Origin of the sequence: Bartonella sp. AP9QHHD, from assembly GCF_042195625.1 — a bacterium.
Lineage (GTDB): Bacteria > Pseudomonadota > Alphaproteobacteria > Rhizobiales > Rhizobiaceae > Bartonella.
The window spans coordinates 34888-52282 of record NZ_JBHIOP010000060.1; the positions used below are offsets into that span (position 1 = coordinate 34888).

The following is a 17395-nucleotide window of genomic DNA, read 5'->3' on the forward strand; positions in this document are numbered from 1 at the left end:
TCTTTCCAAATAAAGAGCTATTTTCTTTAGAAAGAAGGTGTTACAGTATATAAAAAATATAATGGTCTGCTTTTAATAAAGACCCCTTAAGAGCAAAAAGGGAGAGTGAATGTGTTGCAACAAAAAAAAACAGAGACAAAAAACACCCAAGATAAAATAGAACAAATCCTTTTTGCCCAAACCGATAAAGAAGATATTGCTTATTACGAAAATGAAGAACTTCAAAAAGCCACAGCCATCGCGGTAAAAGCTTTTAATCTCCATCAGACGGGAAAAAATACCATCTGCTTTGAGCAAAATTTAACCCGTAGTAACAGACCTATAACCGTTATCACGCTTGTCAATGATAACAAACCCTTCCTTCTCGATTCTATTTTAAATGTTTTTAATCAACACAAAAACCATATCTATTTGATTGCACACCCCATTATTGATTGTGCTTCTGGAAAACGCATCAGTCTGATGCAAATTCACATCGAGTCATTAAACAAACAGCAAATACAAAAACTTGAAAATGAACTCACCTTAGTTCTTGAACAGGTTAATGCTGCTGTACAAGACTGGAAACCTATGCTTGAAGAAGTTGAAAAGCAGATTCATGCCTACCAAATAAGTCTTCCCCCACACTACAAACAAGAAGGCGAAAAAGCTATTGAATTTCTTCACTGGCTAATGGATGATAATTTCATTTTCCTTGGTATGCGCACTTACAACTTCATCAAAGACCAAAAACCCCTAAAATCCTTTACAGCGAGTAATATTGAGCTTGGTATACTCACGGATGCTTCTATTCATATTGTTGACGATAAAAGCATGAAAGAACCTCCTCAAGAAGTTTTATCCTTCATGGAAAGCGATAATCTGTTTATCGTGACAAAAGCGAACAGCCGCTCCAAAATTCACCGTTCTGTTTGGCTCGATTATATTGGTCTTAAAATCTTTGATAAAGAAAACCAACTCTGTGGAGAATTACGCATTGTAGGGCTTTTTACCTCCTCAGCTTATACACGTTCTATTTTGCAAATTCCTTTCTTAAAAGAAAAAGCCCGAACTATTATTCAACGTCTTGGACACAATCACGCCGATTATTCAGGTAAAGCACTCATCAGTGCTTTAGAAACCTATCCAAGAGATGAAATGTTTCGCTCTGATGTTGATACATTGACAGAAAACACTAAGCTTATTCTACAATTAGATGAGCGCCCACGTTTACGAGTTCTTGCCCACACTGATTCTTTTGGACGCTTTGTTTCTATCCTTGTCTACGTACCGCGTGACCAATATAGCAGCAGCCTGCGTGAAAAAGTTGGCGAACATTTTGTTGAGCTTTATAAAGGTGACTTTTTTGAATCTTATCCGCTATTTTTGGAAAGCCCCCTTATACGTGTCTATTATATCATCCATCGCAAAGGAAACGAAACTGTTCCCCTTCATGAGCGCTCCACACTTGAACAACATGTACGTTCGATTGCACGAAGTTGGGAAGACAGGGTTCAAGCCATCGCTCTTAACAAGAAAATAACAGAGCAACAAACACGTCTAGCCAGTGAATTCCCCAACAGCTATCGTGATTTATTTTCAGCTGAAGACGCTATTAACGATGCCGGACATATTCTAAGTCTTCATGATGAAAAGCCCCTTTTCGTGATCTTTTATCACGCACAAAACAAAGAAAAACAGTGCATTTCTCTTCGGCTTTTTCACCGCCATGAAGCACTTGCCCTTTCCAAACGTGTACCACTCCTTGAAAATATGGGGTTTCGCGTTATTGCTGAACAAACCCTTGAATTACCAGATGGCAATGGGCGCTCTGTGTATCTTCATGATATGCAGCTAGAAAGTACTTTCCAACGCTGTATCAATTTTGAAAAAGACGGTCAAAAACACGCCGAAACCTTTGAAGCCATTTGGGCACAAAATGCTGATAATGACGGCTTTAATGCTCTCACCCAAACAGCTGAGCTTGATTGGCATGAAATTGTTATTTTGCGCCATTATGGGCGCTATCTCCAACAAGCTGGAATTCCTTATTCGCAAGATCGCGTTGCCCAAACTTTAAATGCTTATCCTGACATTACCCAAGATCTTTATGCTTTATTTCATTTAAAATTTCATCAAAGCCATACAGAAAAAGAACGAAAAAAAAACCAACAAGTTATTCAAAAGCGCATTGAAGAAAAATTACGGAAAGTCTCTGGTTTAGACGATGATCTCATTTTACGCCGTTATTGTAACCTTATCGAGGCGAGTTTACGAACGAATGCCTTTACGACTCTTCCTGATGGAAGTCCACGGCGTATTTTAGCCACCAAATTAAATCCACGCCAGATTGAAGGTTTGCCTGAACCGCGCCCTTACCGAGAAATTTTTGTTTATGGACCAGAAGTTGAAGGGGTCCATTTGCGTTTTGGACCTATCGCTCGTGGCGGCATTCGTTGGTCTGACCGTGCATTAGATTACCGCACCGAAGTGCTTAGCTTAGTCAAAGCCCAACAAGTTAAAAATGCGGTTATCGTTCCTGCAGGTGCAAAAGGTGGATTCTATCCCCATCGGCTTCCCCAAACAAATGACCGTGCTGTCATCATAGAAGCAGCACGACAAGCTTATACAGACTTTATAACAGCTTTGCTCTCCATTACAGACAATCTGATTAACGGCAAAATAAGTTCTCCCCACAATGTCATCTGTCATGATAACCCTGATCCCTATTTTGTTGTTGCAGCGGACAAAGGAACAGCAACTTTTTCTGATACAGCCAACGCCATCAGCCAAGCAAACCACTTTTGGCTTGATGATGCTTTTGCCTCTGGAGGTTCAGCAGGTTACGACCACAAAGACATTGGTATTACAGCTAAAGGTGCATGGGAAGCCGTCAAAAGACATTTTAGAGAGTCATTTAATCACGATATTCAAACAACGCCCTTCACCTGTGTCGGTGTTGGCGATATGTCTGGTGATGTCTTTGGCAATGGAATGCTGCTTTCCAAACAAACAAAATTGATTGCCGCTTTTGATCACCGCGATATCTTTATTGATCCAGATCCGAACATAGATGAAAGCTATGCAGAGCGTACGCGTCTCTTCAGACTACCTCGCTCAAGCTGGCAGGATTACGATAAAACCAAATTATCAAAGGGCGGTGGTATCTTCTCACGAAAAGAAAAAACCATTACCCTCTCACCTGAAGCAGCACAAGCCATTGGTTTCGAAAAACAAACAGGAACACCCTTTGAAATTATCTCTGCTCTTCTCAAAGCCCCTGTTGATCTTTTATGGTTCGGTGGCATTGGTACTTATATCCGTGCTGCAACAGAAAATGATACCCAAGTAGGTGATCGCGCAAATGATGCAATACGCATTACCGGAGAACAAGTGCGTGCAAAAATTATTGGTGAAGGAGCTAATCTTGGTGTTACACAACGTGGACGGATTGAATATGTCTTAAATGGTGGTCGATGCAATACGGATGCCATTGACAATTCTGCTGGTGTGAATTGTTCTGATATTGAGGTCAATCTCAAAATTGTTCTTGCATCAGCACTACGTGCCAAAACGTTAACTCGCGAAGAACGCAATAAGCTCTTGAAAAAAATGACGCCTCAAGTCGAGCAACTCGTCTTACGCAACAATTATCTACAACCTCTTGCGCTTTCTTTGGCGGAAAACCAGAGCACTGCTGATTTGCCCTATCAAATACGCTTTATGCACGATTTGGAACAAAAAAAGCTTCTAGATCGCAGAGTTGAAATACTCCCTGATGAGCAAATTTTACGACAAAGAACAACCCAAGGCAAAGGTCTTCTCCGTCCAGAACTCGCCGTTATTTTTGCCTATGCTAAATTGACCTTAAAAGAAGAAATTGCTAATAGCCCCATTGTTGATGATCACTATTTCAATACAGCCTTGCTGAACTATTTTCCAACCCAAATTCAAGAAAATTTTAAGAAGGAAGTTATTAACCATCAATTGCGTCGTAATATTATCGCAACGCTGATTGCCAACGATATTGTAAATCGTGGAGGCCCCACTTTTGTTAATAGACTACATGATGCAACAGAACAAAAGACTGAAAATATTATTCGCGTTTTCATTGCCATCCGCGATGGTTTCGAAATTCCTCAATTGTCTGAGCAAATTGATAAGCTTGATAATAAAATACCCGGTCTTGTCCAAAATAAATTCTACGCAACAATGACCCCAATGCTCTTTGAAACAACCAATTGGGGTTTGCACAACATAGATCTCTCACGTCCATTAGAAGAAATTGTAAAAACAATAAAACAAGCCCGTAGCGTTATTGAAAAAGAGCTTATGCATTCTCACGGCAACGATATTAAGCAAAAGATTGAAGAAAAAGCATTACACTACAGCGAAGAGGGAGCACCAAAAGCATTAGCGAAACAATTAGCTCTCTTGGAAGCTGCTTCAACAATCTGTGATATTTCTTTGATTGCAAAACAAAGCAACAGTGATCTTATTAAAACCGCAGAGATCTACTTTTCACTTGCGCAAATCATTCGTATAAACCGCATTAACGAAGCAAGTCGTATAATTCCTGTAGTAGATTATTATGATAGTATGGCTTTAAGCCAAGCCAAAGAAAATGTTTCTGAAAACTTTCGGCAAATCGTTATGAAAATCCTCAAAAATTATGGAAAGAAAAAAGATCCTTTTGACACTTGGAAAAAAACAGAAGAAGATCATATTCACAACATTACAAACCGCATTAGCGCCCTTATTGAAAATGATCTCAATATTTCTCGTTTTACTTTTGCAGCAGGATTGATTTCTCAACTTCAAAATATTGGCTTTCAAACCTAAAGAAAATACAAAACGACCCTCTCAATCTCCCGTTCTATCCCACCACCACAACAAACCAACTAAGACAGAGCAGAAGTTTGCATTTTAGACATAACACCAAAAATAAAAATCTCGCTATTTATCACAATAGAATTGTTTGCAACAATTTCAAAAAAACAACAGGATTGATTTCTCACCCTAAAAACATAAACTTTCAGACTTAAAAGCAGTACAAAACAGCTAAGCTTTTGCTCCGTTCTATCCATCCATGACTAATCAACAAGGGAAGAACGGAAACCCTATCCCGCATTTTTAGACAGAGCACTCAAAATAAAAAATAAATTCAAATTTTACTGTCAAATATCCTTCATCATAAAAATATAATATATTGATTTACAATCATAATTTTATCATTTTTATGATAATCCGATATTCTAAATTTGTCTCATTTAAAATCTATTTATATTCAATTAATTAACCCCATTTCCCCTTGCATATTGCAAATGGGAAAGCCGAATAGATAAAAACAGTAAAGAAAGGACTAAAAATGCCCCTCATAAACCGCCTCAAGTGCCAAAAGCTGCAGTAAGATTGAGAATTAGCAAATATAAGCAAATATAATATGATGATGTTTTCCCCTAGCTTGTTACTCCGTAACCGAAAAGATGATGGTGCTTAATGGCTTTATCCTTATACCATTCACAGGCGACATCGTGAAATAGGAAGCACTGAGAAATATTTTTTTAACAAATGCGTAAATATGCAATACAAATATATTCTGTTTTACGTGGAAGACATATAGCTTCATTAAAAAATATCAGAAATAAAAGGATAAGCTTAATCCATTATTTAAAAGATATAACTGTAACTGCTTTTGAAATGCGTAAAATCGAATAAAAAATGACAGTAAAGATGGATGTTGATTTTCCCCTTTACAACTTCATATCTTCCTCCAACTAGGCTATTTACTTGTTTTAAGAGGTTACACCCAAACAGATATATGCAATATGCTCATTCCATATATAAAGAAAAAGGTTCCTAACAAGTACCACACCACCTGTATAAAAAGGCAATTCAGCATACTTTAAAATGCCACTTTTTCCATAGAAACACTGTTGCTATATGTAGTTTGACATAAGATTTTGTACTAAGTGAAAAGAGGTTGGACGAGTTAGGAGTAGGTGATAATTTTTTATTTTTATAGCTATTTTTTTACCATTAAATACGCATTTTGTTAAAATAGATTTTGACACTCTAAAATTGCAAAAAAGTGTGAAAATCAGAAAAAGTTGAAATTTGGTAGTAAAAATGAAAAAAGGCTTTGGTACAACACCTAAAGTGGAGCAAGACGACCAAGTTTTAAAAATCCCAGTTTTACCCACCCATTGTTAATGAGCAAGGAAAGAACGGGAGCGCCGTCCGCATTTTTAGGCAAAGCACCCAAAATAAAAAATAACGCTTGAAGATTATTGGCTTGCGCGGGAAATAAGCGCTGCAGAGTGTTAAGAAGCTTCATGGACTGAATAAGGACAAGTTCAAATTTTGCTGTCAAATATCCTTCATCATCAAAAGAAAAAGGTCCACTAATACGCACTGCACCACCTGTATGAAAAGTCAATTCACCTTGCTTTAAAAGTCCACTTTTTCCATACAGTCGCTGTTGCCAATTTTTTTCTTCATGTTCAAACAGAAGAGAGGCATCATTTAAAATCCATTTCAAATTGCCATCAATTTTAGGAATATCAACAAAAGAAGATTTTAAAAAGGGAGAAGCATCAAAACCGTCAAAAGTTATATGTCCCGATAAATCATTCTTTTCATGTTTAAGATCAAGTCGAAAAAATTCTGCCGTTATTTTTTGAGGCATGTCTTGTGGCTCTAACGGCTGAATAATCACGTCATGCGTATTTTGCAAATGTGTCGTTTTTTTATCTGTCGTTGGTGCTCTTAATGCTTCTTGAAGCTTTTGATCTTCAGGGGAAGAGGAAAAAGATGAAATCTCAAGCCCTTCAGCTATAAACTTCAATGTTTTACCCGTTTTCCAATAAGGCTCTGTTTCAATCACCAAATTGCGCCAATGCGATACTATGGGAGTTTTTCCGGAAAAAACAATTAATGCAGGAGAATGAACATTAAACTCGACCAAATGAGGTGCGTAAATTGGTGCACCAGCTGTCAAACGCCCCGTCGATAAAGAAACCCCATGTAAAGGCCAAGAAAATTGAAACTTGTCACAAACAACACCGACACGTAAAGGATAACCATCCTTGTGCACATTCTCACATACCGCCGCCATATTATGGGAAGATACTTTTGTGAATATATCAGAAACATAGTCTTCTATTTTACGTGAAAAAAAACCAGAGTGCGCTATAAATAAATATCAGAGCAAAACAAAAGAGCCCACAAATTAAATAACTCAAAGAAAAACTTTTTTGTGATGATGGTATTTGAAAGGATTTAGACAATATTCAAACTTTCTTTATCTCTTAACTTCCTCCCCACCCTAAAAAGGATAAAGATTCCCAACCACATTCAGTTTATACACAATCCAACTTCTTAATCGATCGGATTTTATCTACTGATCACTTCAAGAAGTCCCTATACATCGTTCTAAAGTACAGTATCTCATAAGCTCAATAAACAAGATTTTCTTAAAAAAAACCCATTACACCCTTTAACAAAAAACACCTCATATGTAAAGTTTTACATAGATTTTCTACCTCTAGCTTAAACCATACTGTTTTACAGCACAACAAAAATGATAATGAATAGTGTTTCTTAACGATAAAGCCATTGAGCCCCCCATCTTTACGCTTATGGAGACCCCAAAGCCAGCACCATCATTATATTTGGCTAGCCCCCAAATGTTGCGACAGCCCTTGGCACTTAAGACAGTTCATAAGAAGCATTTTTAGTCTTTTCTTATACAGTTTTTGCCCACACGCCAGCCCTACTTGTGACATGCAAACAAGAGGTTTTTATTGAGTCAACATACACAGGTTTGGAATGAAAAAACTTTACTATATTCGGGGTTCTCATTCAATATACAAAACCGTGAATTACCTATATAAATCAATTCGTTGTCAACAATCACACAAGTACGGGCGGTGTACAAAAAATCTGGTGTAATGCGCTTTCAAACCATTGGCTCAAAGCTCGATCATAGATTAAACGACCTTTCAAATGTGCACAAGCAGGTTGAGCACCTTTTTCAGTCAATTTATGTGCCGAACGCACGACCAAACGCCGCATCATAGCGCGTGTAAATTCAGCATGGAACTGCAAGCCCCATGCATTGTTTCCATAACGAAAAGCTTGTGTAGGATATGTATTCCCTGTTGCCAAAAGCATTGCCTCTTTCGGTAAATCATAAATACCTTCATCATGGAAATGGTAGACCATCTCTGGCCAATTCATCAATTCCTTCCCTTGTGGGGTTGCTTCTAGTGGATACCAGCCGACTTCAACAGTCCCATCACTTCTTGTACCAACGCGCCCCCCTAGATTTCGCGCTAACATTTGTGCTCCAAGACAAATACCCAAAAAAGGCTTATTTTCCTTTAGTGATAACGAAATCCAATCAATTTCCTCACCAATATAGGCTTCGCTGTCATTCACACTCATCGGTCCCCCTAAAATAACAACGCCGGCATAATGCTCTAATGTATCAGGGAGTTTTTGTCCAAAAATAGGACGATAAATATCAAGAACAAAACCATTTTGTTGTAAAAATTTTCCCAACCGACCAGTATAGGTAGAGCGCCGATGAATAACGACAGCAATCCTTGGTTTGTTATTTTTTTGTTTTTTATCAAGACATCTCTGATTTAAAAACATTTTTTAACCAATCACCTCTGCTACCAAGCAAAACTTTATTTTTAAAGCATAAGAGAATAATTTTATTGGACAAGACTAACGATATTTTTTCTTCTAGGTCAATTGTTTCTTCTGAGAAAACATTCGTATTATCACATTGGTGCAATTTAAAATAAACGAAATTTTTTCCTCGATAAAGATGTTTCTTCTTCTGTTTTAACCCCTGGATCATCAACATTTAAGTGAGTTTGACTGAACATTTTTACATCTTTTTCTTTTATATCTTGTTTCTCCACCTGCACATTATGCAAAAGAGAATCATCTATAGGTGTTAATTTTTCAAGCTTCTTATCTCCAACATCATCACTTTTTCCCATAACATACTCTTTGTCTTGCCTTTTCGACACAATATTGTCCGCCTCTAATGTGAGAGAAGGCATACAAGGAGGTGCCTTCCATTCAAAACAGCCCAAACGTCCACTGATTGGAGAAACCACTGACCAAGAAGAAAAAATGGCCCCATCACACATCCACACTGGATCACGTTCAGCACGAAGTGCTAAAGAAAGCCATTGACGCACAGCACCTTGATTGTTTCCCTGTGCCTCTTCAATATCTGCCAACAATAAATAAACACTTTCCCGTGGATGACATTGTAATGCTTTTTGTGCCTTCTCTCTTGCTAATGCTGTTTCACCAGCATCCAAAGCTGCTTTAGCAATAAGGAAAGCCGACTCAAATGCATCTTTATTATAAGAAGCAAGTGTCTTAGCCCTTTTCAATCGCCCAATGGCTCCTTCTTCTCTTTCAAGATAAAGCGCTCCCAAGTCAGGATGAGGCTCCTTTTGCCAAGCCGCTATAATCATTTTATCCGCTTTACGCGTTTCGTTTAATTTATAAAGAATATCAGCAGCAATAACTATTATTGGAACAAAATCAGGCGCCAATTTATGGGCTTTCAAAATAGCTTCACGTGCTTGTACAGGATGTGTATCAAACAAAGAAAGTGCCTGCCCACTTAGTAGTAAAACCTGTATATGCTGCCGCTCTGGAATCGTGCGAATAGAACGCGGGAGAGCTTTTTGCGTTCTTTCAAAAATAGTAAGTGCCTTATCCCATTTACCCTCAGTACTTAACCGATCAAGCACCGCCTGATGCGCCCATAAAAGTGCTGGCGATAAAGTCAGTGCCTCTTCAGCATATTGTTGCGCTGCCTCATAAGCTTTACTCTTCATTGCTTCACGAAACAAACCATAAAGTCCAACCAGTTTTGTCGGATCTTCCTTTCTCATCTCTTCATAAAGACCGATGGCGCGAACAGAGTCATTTTGTAAAGACAAGGTTTGCGCTTGTAAGAGTTTTACCAATGGCTCTTGTTTCCCTGCAAGATATTTAGCAACACGTGCTTCCATTTTTTGCGCAACCATACTATCACCAGCAAAAGTTGCAAGAATCCCCTTTGAAAGAGCTTCGTAACCACGCTTTTGATGGCGTTTATAAAAATAATTGGAAAGAGCATTCGGTATGGAAAAAAAGAAAGACAATAACCACCATAAAAGCACCAGCGTTACAAAAAATAAAATAAGCACACTTAACACTGTAAGAAATGAAGCAGAAAATCTGAAATGCAAAAATGTGAGAACAAAAATACCATTGTGATTAGCAACCCACGTGAAAGCTAAACCGAGGATACAAACAACAAAAATATAAATAAAAACACGTATCATCTTGGGCCTATTTACATCTTTGTTGCTTTAAAAGATCCTTGTTGCACAGACAATAACAATTGCTGCAACAACTGTTGAATAGCAATATGTCTTTCAAGCTGCTTAACAAAATCCATTGAAACATCTTTTGCACTTTGGGGCAATGATTGCCATTCGCTCAAAGCCTTTTCGTAATCACCAGCTTGAATGGCAACTTCCATGCGTGCCGCAATAGCCCCCAGCGTTGTCCCTTCAACATTTCCAATCGGTCGCGAAACAATAAGCCCTTTTATCCATGCTAAAATTCGGTCAAAAAAACCAGCATCTGACGCAACAAGATTTTGCGTACCAACAATTGCATCAGCAACATGAGCAAAATCAACTGAAAGTTGTGCTGAACTTGGAAGACCCACAGTAGCTGTTTTTTGCAACACATCAAGTCCATTAATCGAAGGCGATAATTGCCGCAACAGCTTTAATTCATTATTATAAGATCCACCACGCTCTACAGCATTTTTTAATGAACTAATTGCAGTAAAGAGCGCGGTATCTATTTCTTTTTTCTCACTATTTTTAACAGCAGTTTCTTCCTGTAGTGCTTCTAACTGTTGTTTTAACGCAGCAAGATCATTTGCATTGCTCTGCCCAACAGACAAAGCCGTCTCTATCTCTTTCGACTTTCTAACAAAAGTTTGTACAATTTCTTCAAGAGCTTTTACTTTTTCCTCTAAAATCGCAAAAGCTTTTTTGCTTTCTTCTTTCGATAGTTCATCATTTTTCGTTGTTTTAAACTGTTGTGATGAAAAAGAAGAAAGCTCTGTTTTTAACGTATCAATTTCTTGAAAGACCCGCCTCAATTGTTCCTTTGTGTCTTCACCTTGACTTTTTGCGGCTTCAGCAATCTGCAAAGCTTTTTCTCCTCTAGCAGAATTTTCCACAAAAGGAGAAGGAAAAAAACCAGCCCATTGAAGCCCCATAAAAATTCCCAAAGCAATGAATCCCCCCAAAATCCCAGAAAGGGATAAGAAAAGCCAAGTTGTACTAGAGATACTTTTATCCTGACCTTGCATATTCTGTTCTTCTCGCGCTTGAGATTCTACAGAATTATGGATTTTTTCCTCTGAATCATGGGGAACAGCTTCATGTTCAATAACTGGTTTCTTACGGCGCGTACCAGCATAATGTGGTTTAACTTTTGGTTTTGAAGAATCGACCATCTCTGTCACTTTTCGTGCACACTTTTTTAATGATAAAATAATAAAATGAAAAAAGTTTTAAAAACGCAGCTTTTCTCAATAATATTTACAATTATCGCCTTTAATAGACAAGTTTTTAAAAAACATTTGCATTTTATACTCGAAAATACAGCTTTATTTTTTAATCAACGATATCATAAAATTCAAAGAAAATGCCAAAACACATATTTTTCATAGAAAAAACAATTCTAAGAGAAATACTTTGCATCTTTTTCTGTTCATGGTACGCACGCAGGAAAGAAGCTTCAATATAAGGTTTTGTTTAAAATGCGTCTGCTGGGAATAGAAACAAGTTGTGATGAAACGGCAGCAGCTGTCATTGAATATAACAATGAATCAAACAGCCAAATTCTTTCCAATGTTGTTTGGAGTCAAATTGATCACCATGCACCTTACGGCGGTGTTGTTCCTGAAATTGCTGCTCGTGCCCATGTTGAAGTTCTTGATCATTTAATTCTGCAAGCACTAACAGAAGCAAACACAAAATTAAAAGATATTGATGGCATTGCAGCCACCAGTGGACCTGGTTTGATAGGAGGATTATTGGTAGGCGTTATGAGCGCAAAAGCACTCTCTCTTGCCACTGGCAAACCATTTATTGCGGTAAATCACTTAGAGGGACATGCTTTAACAGCTGTGTTAACGCACAACGTCAGCTTTCCTTATTTATTACTTTTAGTTTCAGGGGGTCATACACAAACAATCATTGTTCATGGAGTAGGCAACTACCAACGTTTAGGAACCACTATTGATGATGCATTAGGAGAAGCCTTTGATAAAACAGCAAAACTTTTAGGTCTTCCTTATCCTGGTGGAGCAGCACTTGAAAAAGCAGCTTTATTTGGTGATAAAAATCGCATCCCTCTTCCACGTCCTTTAAAAGGTGAAAAACGATTAGATTTTTCTTTTTCAGGACTCAAAACTGCTGTTCGACAAGCCGCAACAGCCATAGCTCCTCTTACAGAAAATGATATTGCTGACATTGCCGCAAGTTTTCAAGCCGCCGTAACCGATACAGTACGTGATCGCGTTCACCTCGCTCTACAACACTTTGCCCACCAATATCCTCTCTCTCATGATCAAGAAAAGCGTTCTCCTGCTTTGGTTGTCGCAGGCGGTGTTGCCGCAAACCAAGCCATTCGCTCTACATTACAAGAACTTGCCCATCAACATGGCTTTGAATTTATAGCCCCTCCTCTTTCCTTGTGTACCGATAATGCTGCAATGATTGCTTTTGCCGGTGCACAAAAGCTTGCACGAGGAGAAACAAGCCCTCTTGATATTGCCCCTCGCTCACGCTGGCCATTAGATGAAAAAGCCCCCCCCTTGATTGGGATGGGTCGCCGTGGAACAAAAGCATAATAAAATTGACGTCCTACACACATCTTAAAGAACGAAGATTTCTACTCAATCCGGTCTATAGATAGTCCGAATTCTCTATCGAGCAGATTCCACCTGCTTCCCACTCACACAATTCACTTAACCCAAAGATCGATACGTAAACCTAAATATTCACCACACATTCTTAAAAACTTCATGTTTCAAAAAACTGCCTTATATCATTACACTTCAAATGACGGTATTTTACAGCATAATAAGACGCACTCTATGCCACAAAGCATAGATATGAATGCCATTCGTTGACCTCATCATCTTTGACCATTTATTCGTTTCATTGTCATTGTAATTTTAAAGCTTTTTAGAACCAATTTTCTTGCTAAATTCTCTCCAACGCAATGCTCCAATGATCCTATAGTAACTACATTTCAAACAGCAGCTGAAAAGATGATTAAGCTTCCACATGGCTGAGCAATTTTAAGTCTATTACTTCGATACACTGATATATTTTTCTGCTACAAGATAAGCAAAATACCTTTATACAACATAAAATATCAATGGAGCGCATTTTTCTATATACAAGTTATTTTGAAATAAGAAATTCTTTACCCCATTTTTAAAATTATCGTTAAGGATATTACGAAAATACTTATAAAAATCCGTATGATAAATACATAACAGTCTATGAAAAAGGAGAACTCATGGCTTATTGGCTTTTTAAATCTGAACCCCATAAATGGTCATGGGAGATGCAAAAGAAAAAAGGAGCTGATGGCGAACAATGGGATGGTGTACGCAATTATCAAGCTCGTAATAATATGCGCACTATGAAATATGGTGATAAAGGTTTTTTTTATCATTCAAATAAAGGTTTAGAAATTGTAGGAATTGTAGAAATATGTGCTGAAGCACACCCTGATTCTACAAGCTCTGATCCACGCTGGGAATGTGTGGACATCCGTGCACTTTGTGACATGCCAACACCTGTTTCATTAAAACAAATTAAAGCTAATCCCAAACTAGCAAATATGGTGCTGGTCAAAGCCAGCCGCTTATCAGTGCAACCCGTGACAGAAGATGAATGGAAAGAAGTCTGTTTGATGGGCAACCTTAAGAGGGAAATGCTTTTATCTTAAAACAATAATTTTTATTCATTAACTCATATAAAAAGATGCTTCATAGCGCAGAAGAATAAGCACAACACCTCCTTCTGTTGAGGTATTCTCATGCTAAATGCATAAATATGATATTTTTTTTGTCATTTTTTATCCTGCACTCTTTCTCAATACAGTCTCCTTCCAAATTACACAAAAAACCTCTTTATGATGCATCTTTTCGGCATTGCTAAAGGCAAAGCTTGCTCAACAATTATAATAAGCAACACCACGAACATAACACACAGCCCCTTCACACACAAATGCAACAAAAAAACAAAACTGAACGTGGATAAAAAACAATAAAAATGATCGTGAAATTCTCCTAAACAGTGCATATGTGCTAGGTGTTGCACAATTCTCTTCACGCTTAAAAAACGCATCATATTGCGTGTTCATTGTTTTGCATGTTGGACGAGTGCGCCTCATACCGCAGGATTCTCTCATTCCCAACCTGTTTATATTGAATCAATCAAAGGCTATTTGCTTGCACATTCTAAACGGAGAAAGTCCCATATGGAAAAAACCGTGAAAGAAAGGACTAAAAATTCCTCCTATGAATCGTCTCAAGTGCCAAGGACTGTCCGCAACACCCACGAGCTGGCAAAGTGAATGATAGTGCCACACCTTGTTTCTCCATAAAGCGTAAAGATGATGACACTCAATAGCTAAAACACGTTCTAGAACATAAAAAAACGCTTCCAACCAATACGTAAAATACCCTGCAGACGGAATACCGTCTTTTCAGCAAGCAACCATTAGAAATTATAAAAGTTTATTTTTTAGAAGCGCTCTTTTTTAATTTTCCTCTTTTAATTTTTCTTGCATGAAATCTTATTTTTCATGAAACTATATCAATCAGTGCATCAACATGCCTATAAGGAAAAACATGAACCACTATACTCTTTTAATCGTTGAAGACGATGATCTACGCCCTATTTTAGTAGAACAATTGCAAATGCATCAAGAGTTTAAAATTTTCCAAGCAAAAACAGCAGAAGCGGGAATGAGAATAATCCAAGAAGAAAATATTGATCTCACTATTTTGGGATTTCAACTTCCTGATCTTGATGGCTACAAAGCCGTTAAACAATTACGCACCCAAGGATTTCGTGCCCCCATTATCATGATAATAAATTATGATACAGACTGTGATAATATTTTAGATCTTGAAACAGGCGCCAATGATTATGTAACAAAACCCTTTCGCTTTGCGGTGTTATTAGCGAGAATTCGAGCACAGTTGCGCCAATATGAACAAAATGAAGACGCAACCTTTCATATTGGTCCCTATACTTTTAAACTAAGACAAAAACTTCTTCTTGATCAATGCAACAATAAAATCTGTCTCACAGAAAAAGAAGCAGCGATCCTTAAATGTCTCTATCATGCCAATGATAAAATTGTCAGCCGTGAAACATTGTTAGAACAAGTTTGGGGATATAATGAAAATATTATCACCCATACTTTAGAAACCCATATCTATCGTTTGCGACAAAAAATCGAAAACGATCCCTCCAATGCGCAAATTCTCATAACAGATCAAAATGGTTACCGTTTAAATCTTTAATTCGAGATTTTCTGTTTCAAAAATAATTTTAATATTCTAAATGAAAACAGAAACGAGATGAAAAAACCTTCGCATATAATTCGAATGCTATTACATAGAACTTACTCTTATGACAAAATATATAACATTATGAATAAAAAACGAAATATTCCAACATGAGAACCAAAAACAAAAATGCTTTCAACCCTCACGATATACTTTGTAACTTCTGTTTCACATGCTTTTGTTCTTTCTAAAGTTTTTAATATGTTTCGCATATAAATAATCGTGATATCTTTTAGCAACATTCTTGATCATAACTATCATCTTTAGATGAGTGCTATTTATGATTATTTTTTTCAGAAAAACCGCTCCACGCACTGCTTTATCTCACATTCACTAACCTAAATTGAGAGATGTTTTTTATCTTTATAGTTTTCCTCTATTCTTTATGACTTTATCTCCTCTTAAGAGGTTATATAATTCATGATATAACGCTAAATGTTTATCCTAACGATAAAGCCACTGGGCACCACCATCTTTACGCTTATAAAAGAACAAGCCAGCACCATCACACTTATGTTAGATCTTGATGTTGCAGAGGAGCCCTTGATACTTGAGATGGTTTATAAGAAGCATTGTAATCCTTCCTTGTACAGTTTTTAACCACCATAAACCATATTATGTAAGATCTCTTGGACTCTGCTATTTTTACGTTTACGAAGATACCAGCATTTTTTTCTTTTAAAATGTTTCCACTATTCATGAAATATGGTTTGGTATATAGATACTTGAGATTTTTATTCACATACCAATTCCACATATTAATGTACAAAAGAATATTTTTTAATTGTAAATGCAAAAAATTGAAATAAGAGAATGCCTCTATATTTGCGGTTCTTATGACAATGACAAAATGATTAATTATCTTTATAAATTAAAATATTTCTTGTCTGTGGTGATAAAGCAGGAATAAAAATACGTCGCGACTGACGACGCTGTACGAGCAAACCCTGATAAACACGTTTTTGTGCCTGACACATTAAGAGTCCACCAAAATAAGGCAAAAGATAGCAAGCAAATGGCTCATAAAAAAATGAGAACAATCGCGAAAAATAACCCGTAGAGGGCATATAGTGTACAATTTCTTGTATTGGCCCAGAAACAAAATTTGTTTTTTCGAACAAACGAGTAATTTGTTGCCGACTATAGGGTTCGCCATAACCAAAGGGCGTAGTAATATTGCGCGCCCAAAAACCAGAGCGATTAGGTACAATAACGATCAAGTGGCCATTGGGTGCTAAAACACGCCATATTTCATTCAACGTTTCAAATGAATTTTCTGTATATTCTAATGCATGTACCAATAAAATACAGTCAACTGACGCATCCGGAAGTGGCAAATCTTCTTCAAAAACAAGCGCTGTAGCAACTTGCTCAGAGCAAGGCCAAGGCGAAACACCCTGAGAAGCTGGCATAAAAGCAAAACATTGTTGGGCACGTTCACGCAATGTAGAAAGATAAGGAAGTGCATAACCCAATCCCATAATCCGTTTATCCGTAAGATCAGGCCACCATAAATTCAATTGGTCACACAGCGTTTTTTGCACACGCAGTCCAAGTGCAGAAGCATAAAAATCTTTCAGCGTAACGATATCCAACTCAACATACCATGTAGAAACAAATTTCAAACATTACAGATTTTCATATACCAAACCTATATGGACTTCTGCTTTTTTTCCGCAATAGCGAACATTTCAATATTGCATATTT

At 37.4% G+C, this 17395-nt stretch carries 9 protein-coding genes; 4 read left to right on the forward strand and 5 right to left on the reverse strand.

The window, feature by feature from the left end; translation table 11 throughout:
- Window positions 1-111 precede the first annotated feature (111 nt).
- Window positions 112-4821, forward strand: a complete 4710-nt coding sequence (locus ACFIK4_RS04670; protein WP_375675177.1) for an NAD-glutamate dehydrogenase — start codon at window positions 112-114, stop codon at window positions 4819-4821.
- 1312 nt (window positions 4822-6133) lie between these two features.
- Here the strand turns inward: ACFIK4_RS04670 and ACFIK4_RS04675 are convergent.
- From ACFIK4_RS04675 to ACFIK4_RS04690, 4 genes are all read right to left on the reverse strand, one after another.
- Entirely contained in the window at window positions 6134-7096 is a 963-nt protein-coding gene (locus ACFIK4_RS04675) for a DUF2125 domain-containing protein (RefSeq protein WP_375675179.1), read from the reverse strand.
- A 797-nt stretch (window positions 7097-7893) separates the two neighbouring features.
- A complete protein-coding gene (locus ACFIK4_RS04680) occupies window positions 7894-8640 on the reverse strand; it encodes a glutamine amidotransferase (RefSeq protein WP_375606037.1) in 747 nt (248 codons plus the stop codon).
- A gap of 146 nt (window positions 8641-8786) precedes the next feature.
- Window positions 8787-10346 (reverse strand): heme biosynthesis protein HemY, encoded by a 1560-nt coding sequence (locus tag ACFIK4_RS04685; protein ID WP_375675181.1) that lies wholly within the window; start codon window positions 10344-10346, stop codon window positions 8787-8789.
- A gap of 11 nt (window positions 10347-10357) precedes the next feature.
- Window positions 10358-11542 carry a COG4223 family protein gene (locus tag ACFIK4_RS04690; protein WP_375675183.1) on the reverse strand — a complete coding sequence of 395 codons (1185 nt, stop codon included), beginning with the start codon at window positions 11540-11542 and terminating at the stop codon, window positions 10358-10360.
- Window positions 11543-11848: 306 nt separating this feature from the next.
- On the opposite strand from ACFIK4_RS04690, the gene tsaD reads away from it, so the two are divergent.
- From tsaD to ACFIK4_RS04705, 3 genes are all read left to right on the forward strand, one after another.
- Window positions 11849-12943, forward strand: coding sequence for a tRNA (adenosine(37)-N6)-threonylcarbamoyltransferase complex transferase subunit TsaD (tsaD, locus tag ACFIK4_RS04695; RefSeq protein ID WP_375675185.1), 1095 nt, complete (start codon window positions 11849-11851; stop codon window positions 12941-12943).
- A gap of 677 nt (window positions 12944-13620) precedes the next feature.
- Window positions 13621-14055 carry an EVE domain-containing protein gene (locus ACFIK4_RS04700; RefSeq protein ID WP_375612221.1) on the forward strand — a complete coding sequence of 145 codons (435 nt, stop codon included), beginning with the start codon at window positions 13621-13623 and terminating at the stop codon, window positions 14053-14055.
- Window positions 14056-14962: 907 nt separating this feature from the next.
- Window positions 14963-15643 carry a response regulator transcription factor gene (locus tag ACFIK4_RS04705; RefSeq protein WP_375612220.1) on the forward strand — a complete coding sequence of 227 codons (681 nt, stop codon included), beginning with the start codon at window positions 14963-14965 and terminating at the stop codon, window positions 15641-15643.
- An 899-nt stretch (window positions 15644-16542) separates the two neighbouring features.
- On the opposite strand, the gene ACFIK4_RS04710 is transcribed toward ACFIK4_RS04705, so the two are convergent.
- Entirely contained in the window at window positions 16543-17313 is a 771-nt protein-coding gene (locus ACFIK4_RS04710) for a methyltransferase domain-containing protein (protein WP_375675188.1), read from the reverse strand.
- Window positions 17314-17395: the final 82 nt, after the last annotated feature.

Excerpts from the sequence above, each read along its gene's own strand:
- ACFIK4_RS04700 (WP_375612221.1), top strand. The coding sequence starts at position 13,621 with ATGGCTTATTGGCTTTTTAAATCTGAACCCCATAAATGGTCATGGGAG.
- ACFIK4_RS04675 (WP_375675179.1), bottom strand. The coding sequence starts at position 7,096 with ATGGCGGCGGTATGTGAGAATGTGCACAAGGATGGTTATCCTTTACGT.
- ACFIK4_RS04680 (WP_375606037.1), bottom strand. The coding sequence starts at position 8,640 with ATGTTTTTAAATCAGAGATGTCTTGATAAAAAACAAAAAAATAACAAA.
- tsaD (WP_375675185.1), top strand. The coding sequence starts at position 11,849 with ATGCGTCTGCTGGGAATAGAAACAAGTTGTGATGAAACGGCAGCAGCT.
- ACFIK4_RS04690 (WP_375675183.1), bottom strand. The coding sequence starts at position 11,542 with ATGGTCGATTCTTCAAAACCAAAAGTTAAACCACATTATGCTGGTACG.
- ACFIK4_RS04685 (WP_375675181.1), bottom strand. The coding sequence starts at position 10,346 with ATGATACGTGTTTTTATTTATATTTTTGTTGTTTGTATCCTCGGTTTA.
- ACFIK4_RS04705 (WP_375612220.1), top strand. The coding sequence starts at position 14,963 with ATGAACCACTATACTCTTTTAATCGTTGAAGACGATGATCTACGCCCT.